This window comes from Nocardia sp. NPDC002869 (assembly GCF_046764065.1).
Classification (GTDB): Bacteria; Actinomycetota; Actinomycetes; order Mycobacteriales; family Mycobacteriaceae; genus Nocardia; species Nocardia rhamnosiphila.
Genome location: NZ_JBKOOL010000264.1, coordinates 1 through 4,895 on the forward strand (window position 1 = coordinate 1; position 4,895 = coordinate 4,895).

The following is a 4,895-nucleotide window of genomic DNA, read 5'->3' on the forward strand; positions in this document are numbered from 1 at the left end:
GCGACCGGCCCCGGGACGGGCTCTGTGGTCTCGGAGCCCGATGCCGCCGCGGCGGCATCGGGCGCGTCACCGCCCCGGGAGACGGTCACGGCCAGCCAGATCACCACCGCGAGCGCGACCACGAGCGCGCCGATGGCGAACACACGACGCCGCCAGTAGATCTCCGGCGGTAACGGTCCTGTCGGTTCCAACACGTGTCAACGGTAAGCGCAGCGGGCGGCAGCGGTCGTCAACGGCACACCCGAAGGTGACGCCGACAGCCGGCCACGGGTCAGACGGTCTCCCCGATATTGCCGACCACGCGATGTAGCTTCGCCCGGCCGTCGACCAATTTGTAGGTGACGCAGGCGATCGCGCATTTACCGGCCTCCACCCGCTCGGACACGATCATCGATCGCTCCATCAGCAGGCGGCTGGTCTCCACCACGTGGCGAGCTTCGAGCTCGTCCACCGATTCGAGCCCTTCGCGGCGCCCGATCAACATCGACGGCGTGACCTTCTCGACGATGCTGCGGATGAATCCACCGGGCACCTCGCCGCCGTCCAGCGCCTCGAGGGTCGCTTTGACCGCACCGCAACTATCGTGCCCGAGCACCACGATCAGCGGTACCTCGAGCACACCGACGCCGTATTCGATCGATCCCAGCACCGCCGCGTCGATGACGTGGCCCGCGGTGCGCACCACGAACATATCGCCGAGCCCCTGATCGAAGATCAGTTCCGCGGCGACTCGGGAATCCCCGCAGCCGAACAGCACGGCGGTCGGATGCTGGCCGGCGACGAGCTTGGCTCGATCGGCGGCCCCCTGGCTAGGATGCAGCAGCGTGCCGTTCACGAAGCGCTCGTTTCCTTCGCGCAGCGACTTCCAGGCACTTACCGGGTTGGACTGAGGCATAGTGTCCATTCTGCACGATTTGATGTGCTCGCTTTGCTTCCGTCCCGTTACAGCGCGGCGTCCCTTCACGCCGAACCGGTGAAACTGCACGGTGAGGTGAACGGAGCGGGTCGGGTGAGCAGCGCAGGTATCGGAAAACCGGGCTCGGGCGGGTGCGGTGTCGTGTCGATCGAACCCGGCGCGATCGACTCCGACGCCCTGATCGACTGGTACGCCCGCACGGCCCGGGACCTGCCGTGGCGGCGGCCCGGGGTGAGCGCCTGGCAGATCCTGATGAGCGAGATCATGCTGCAGCAGACACCGGTGTCGCGGGTGGAACCGATCTGGCGGGAATGGGTGCGGCGCTGGCCGGTGCCCTCGGCCATGGCGGCGGCGAGCGCGGGCGACGTGCTGCGGGCATGGGGCAAACTCGGCTACCCGCGCCGTGCCCTGCGCCTGCACGAATGCGCGCAGGTCCTGGCCGCCGAGCACGGTGACCAGGTGCCCGACGATGTCGAGGTGCTGCTCGGACTGCCCGGGGTCGGCGCCTACACCGCGCGGGCGGTCGCCTGTTTCGCCTACGGGCAGCGTGTTCCGGTGGTGGACACCAATGTCCGCCGGGTGGTGGCGCGGGCCGTACACGGACGGGAGGCCGGTAATCCGGCCGCGCGCGATCTACGGGAGACCGAGGCGCTGTTGCCCGGCCGGATCGACCGGGCCGCCGTGTTCTCGGCGGCCCTGATGGAACTAGGCGCGACGGTGTGCACCGCGCGGACCCCGGACTGCACCCGCTGCCCGCTGCCGCGTTGCGCGTGGGTCACGGCGGGCCGGCCGGTGGCCGAATCGACACGCCGGACGCAGAAGTACGAGGGCACCGACCGGCAGGCACGCGGGCGGCTGCTCGACGTGTTGCGGGCCGCGCACGCACCGGTGGAACGCGTCCGGCTGGACCTCGCCTGGACCCGTGACCCCGGTCAGCGCGACCGCGCACTGGATTCGCTGCTGGTGGACGGGTTGATCGAACAGACCGACGACGGACGGTTCGCCCTGGCGGGAGAGGGCTGAAGCCCGCCCGCGACCGAGGGTTGCTCAGATCTCGGCGGCGGTTCCGGAAACTCCGCGCAGAACGCGGGCCAGGAAACGCGCCACCTCGGCCCGGTAGCGCTCGGGCTGATCATCGTGCACCAGGTGACCGGCGTCGGGAACCAGGACGTGCTCGGCGGCGGGATGTAGTTCGGCCATCCGGCGCATCTGGCCCGGCGGCGTGATGGTGTGTTCACCCTCGATGAGCAGCGTGGGCACGGTGAGCCTGCCCCACTCCCCCCAGAACGCCCGGACCCCCCACTCCTCCGAGATGTCCCGGAAGGTGGCCACCTCGCCATGCAATCGGTAACCGTCCGGGCCCCGGTGAAACGAATCGCGGAAGTAGCGACCGGCGACCGGGCCGAAATGCGCCACCAAGGCGGCCTCGTCCGCGAATGGCTGCGGCCAGGCCTCGACCATCGCGGCCCAGTGGGCGGCGGTACGGCCGGTGAAATCGGCTGCCATATCCTCCACCACCAGCCCACCCACCCGGTTCGGATGCGTGGCCGCGAACACCCATCCGTGCAGACCACCCATCGAATGCCCGATCACGATCATCGGCTCGTCGATTCGCGCGGTGGCGTCGGCCAGATCGGCGACGAGGGCGTCGGTGGTGAGTTCGGGCGGGGCGGGGCGCCCGTGCCCGGCGGCGTCGAAGGTGAACACCCGCCCGTGGTCGCGCAGCCACCGGACCTGGTCCTGCCAGGTGCGGGCGCTGCCCATCAATCCGTGCAGCAGCAGTATCGGAACCCCGGTCCCACCTTCGTCGTGCAACACCGGGCCGAGTTTATTCACATCCCTCCACAGGGCGCGGCGACGCTCCCGGCGGCGCGCGCAGTGGCCCTGCTGTGTCGTGCGGCACTGTCCCGCCCGGACCCCGCGATACCTAAGCTCAGGGGTATGGCTGTTGTGAAGATCAATGCGATCGAGGTCCCCGAGGGCGCGGGACCCGAGCTGGAGAAGCGGTTCGCCCACCGCGCGCACGCGGTCGAGAACTCCCCCGGGTTCCTCGGCTTCCAATTGTTGCGGCCCACGGCCGGCGAGAATCGGTACTTCGTGGTCACCCAGTGGGATTCCGAGGAGTCCTTCGCGGCGTGGCGCGACGGCCCCGCCAAGGAGGCGCATGCCGGACAGCAGAACAAGCCGGTCGCCACCGGTGCCTCGCTGCTGGAGTTCGAGGTCGTACTCGACGTAGCGGGTAAGCCCGCTTCCTGACCCATCCCGCACACCCTGGCCACGCCTCCGGCCCCGGCGGCGTGGCCAGTGCTCGTTCGCGGGCATATTGACGACCGGCAACAGCCGGTGTCACAGTTTCAAGTGAAAGCGAAGGTGATGCGGTAATCCGGTGAGAACCCGGAGCGGTCGCGCCACTGTGATGTCCACGCCGGAAAGGGTGGGCAGAGTCAGACACCCGCACCTACGCGCAACTCGCGAACCGGACGCGAGCATCCGGATGAGGAGGATCCATCATGGCCATAACCCACGTCCCGAGCAGGGCTGCCGATACAGCAGCGACCGTGCTCGTCACCGTCGGCGTCGTTCTGCTGGCACTGCTGACGCTGTACCTGGTCGGATTCGACCAGGGCGCCATCTCACGCGGCGGAATGTTCCTGCACGAGTTGATGCACGACGGGCGCCACCTGCTGGGTGTCCCGTGCCATTGAGTGGATCTTTCGGTGCCCTGCTGCTCCGTGGTCTGCTCGCCGGTCTGATCGCCGGTCTCCTCGCGGGTGTCGTCGGTAATTTCGTCGGCGAATCCCGGGTCGAGGCCGCCATCGCCATCGAGGAGGCCGCGGCGCCCGCGCCGGAGCATGCCCATGATTCCGGCACCGGACATACGCACGGGGAGACAGTGCACGGGGACGAGGCCGTGGTGAGCAGGCCTTGGCAGAAGTTCGGGCAGTTCCTGGCCGCCGCGCTGGCCGGGATGGCGTTCGGGGCGATCGTCGCGACCGCGGCGCATTACGCCCGGCGGTTCACCGCGCTACCCGGTCATCGGCTGGTGCTCGGACTCGGCCTGGCCGGCTGGGTCGCGGTGGTGGCCGTACCGTTCTTCGAATATCCGGCCAACCCCCCGGCGGTCGGTGACCCGGAAACGATCAACGAGCGCACACTGCTCTGGGTGGCCGCGGTGCTGGTGGGCCTGCTGGCCGTCGCGGCCGGTGTGTCCATCTGGAAAGCGCTGCGGACGCGACCCGAATCCCTCCGGCTCCTCGCGGCGGTGGTGGGTTTCGTACTCGTCGTCACCCTCGGCTACACGGTATTGCCCGAGATCGACGAAGTGGGAGCCGACTTCCCCGCCTCCCTGCTGTGGGAGTTCCGGGCCGCGTCGCTGGCGGTATCGACCACGCTGTGGGTGGGCATCGGCCTGGCCTTCGCCGCGCTGACCGAATGGAGCACCCGCGGCAGTACCCGGGTACCGGAGGCCGCCGCTACCGCGGGTTGATCCGGGGAGCGGCCGGCACCGGGCAGGTTCGGTGTATGAACGACACCGCGCTCGCCCGCCCGGGCAGCCCACTCGCGCGGCGGCCCGCGGCCGTCACGACCGCCTTCGTCGCGCTCGTGACGGCCGTGGGCTGCGGTATCGCGGAAACCGCGGTCCGCGGCGCGCGCATGGCGGGCGACGTTGCGGATATCGGCGCGCTCACCGCCGGTTGGCTGCTGCGCACCGCAATCTATCTGGTGGTTCTCGGTATCGCGTGGCGAATGCTGCGGGGCGAGCGCTGGGCCAGGAATCTGCTCACCGTGGGCATCGGCGTGGTCGGCACGGCGTCACTGGTGGTGGAGCCCGTTCGGATGCTGGCGGCCGAGGGTGCCGGTGTGTTCACCGATATGGGACCGTATTTCTGGCGCTCACTCGTGCCGGCCATATCTGCGCGGTATTCGTGACGATTCCCGCCATGTACACGCCGAGTGCCCGGGCGTGGTTCCGGCCCGG

The 4,895-nt window shown here is 69.4% G+C and carries 7 protein-coding genes, 1 pseudogene and 1 riboswitch; of the genes and pseudogenes, 5 read left to right on the forward strand and 3 right to left on the reverse strand.

The features are described from left to right. Positions 1-194, reverse strand: a pseudogene (locus tag ACLML9_RS27765) (hypothetical protein); the annotation flags it as partial. 77 nt (positions 195-271) lie between these two features. After that, positions 272-895 carry a carbonic anhydrase gene (locus ACLML9_RS27770; protein ID WP_411948272.1) on the reverse strand — a complete coding sequence of 208 codons (624 nt, stop codon included), beginning with the start codon at positions 893-895 and terminating at the stop codon, positions 272-274. A gap of 162 nt (positions 896-1,057) precedes the next feature. Between ACLML9_RS27770 and ACLML9_RS27775 the strand changes: the two genes are divergently transcribed. Beyond that, positions 1,058-1,939 (forward strand): A/G-specific adenine glycosylase, encoded by an 882-nt coding sequence (locus tag ACLML9_RS27775; protein WP_411948273.1) that lies wholly within the window; start codon positions 1,058-1,060, stop codon positions 1,937-1,939. A gap of 24 nt (positions 1,940-1,963) precedes the next feature. Here the strand turns inward: ACLML9_RS27775 and ACLML9_RS27780 are convergent, their stop codons facing one another. Further along, positions 1,964-2,734 (reverse strand): alpha/beta fold hydrolase, encoded by a 771-nt coding sequence (locus ACLML9_RS27780; RefSeq protein WP_411948274.1) that lies wholly within the window; start codon positions 2,732-2,734, stop codon positions 1,964-1,966. A 123-nt stretch (positions 2,735-2,857) separates the two neighbouring features. Between ACLML9_RS27780 and mhuD the strand changes: the two genes are divergently transcribed. The 4 genes from mhuD (at position 2,858) to ACLML9_RS27800 (ending at position 4,846) form a co-directional block, all read left to right on the forward strand. Next, positions 2,858-3,172, forward strand: a complete 315-nt coding sequence (gene mhuD / locus ACLML9_RS27785) for a mycobilin-forming heme oxygenase MhuD (protein WP_039821787.1) — start codon at positions 2,858-2,860, stop codon at positions 3,170-3,172. A 70-nt stretch (positions 3,173-3,242) separates the two neighbouring features. After that, positions 3,243-3,391: riboswitch (cobalamin riboswitch) on the forward strand. A gap of 35 nt (positions 3,392-3,426) precedes the next feature. After that, the gene (locus ACLML9_RS27790; protein ID WP_411948275.1) at positions 3,427-3,621 is read left to right on the forward strand and encodes a CbtB domain-containing protein; all 195 of its coding nucleotides are present in this window, start codon (positions 3,427-3,429) and stop codon (positions 3,619-3,621) included. Continuing rightward, on the forward strand, positions 3,612-4,403 hold the full coding sequence (locus ACLML9_RS27795) for a CbtA family protein (RefSeq protein ID WP_411948276.1): 792 nt from the start codon (positions 3,612-3,614) through the stop codon (positions 4,401-4,403). The genes ACLML9_RS27790 and ACLML9_RS27795 overlap by 10 nt, the downstream gene beginning before the upstream one ends. 35 nt (positions 4,404-4,438) lie before the next feature. Then, the gene (locus tag ACLML9_RS27800) at positions 4,439-4,846 is read left to right on the forward strand and encodes a hypothetical protein (protein ID WP_411948277.1); all 408 of its coding nucleotides are present in this window, start codon (positions 4,439-4,441) and stop codon (positions 4,844-4,846) included. The last annotated feature ends 49 nt before the right edge of the window (positions 4,847-4,895 follow it).

Bases quoted from the DNA above. Each gene is read 5' to 3' on its own strand.
- ACLML9_RS27770 (WP_411948272.1), bottom strand. From the start codon at position 895: ATGCCTCAGTCCAACCCGGTAAGTGCCTGGAAGTCGCTGCGCGAAGGA.
- mhuD (WP_039821787.1), top strand. From the start codon at position 2,858: ATGGCTGTTGTGAAGATCAATGCGATCGAGGTCCCCGAGGGCGCGGGA.
- ACLML9_RS27790 (WP_411948275.1), top strand. From the start codon at position 3,427: ATGGCCATAACCCACGTCCCGAGCAGGGCTGCCGATACAGCAGCGACC.
- ACLML9_RS27800 (WP_411948277.1), top strand. From the start codon at position 4,439: ATGAACGACACCGCGCTCGCCCGCCCGGGCAGCCCACTCGCGCGGCGG.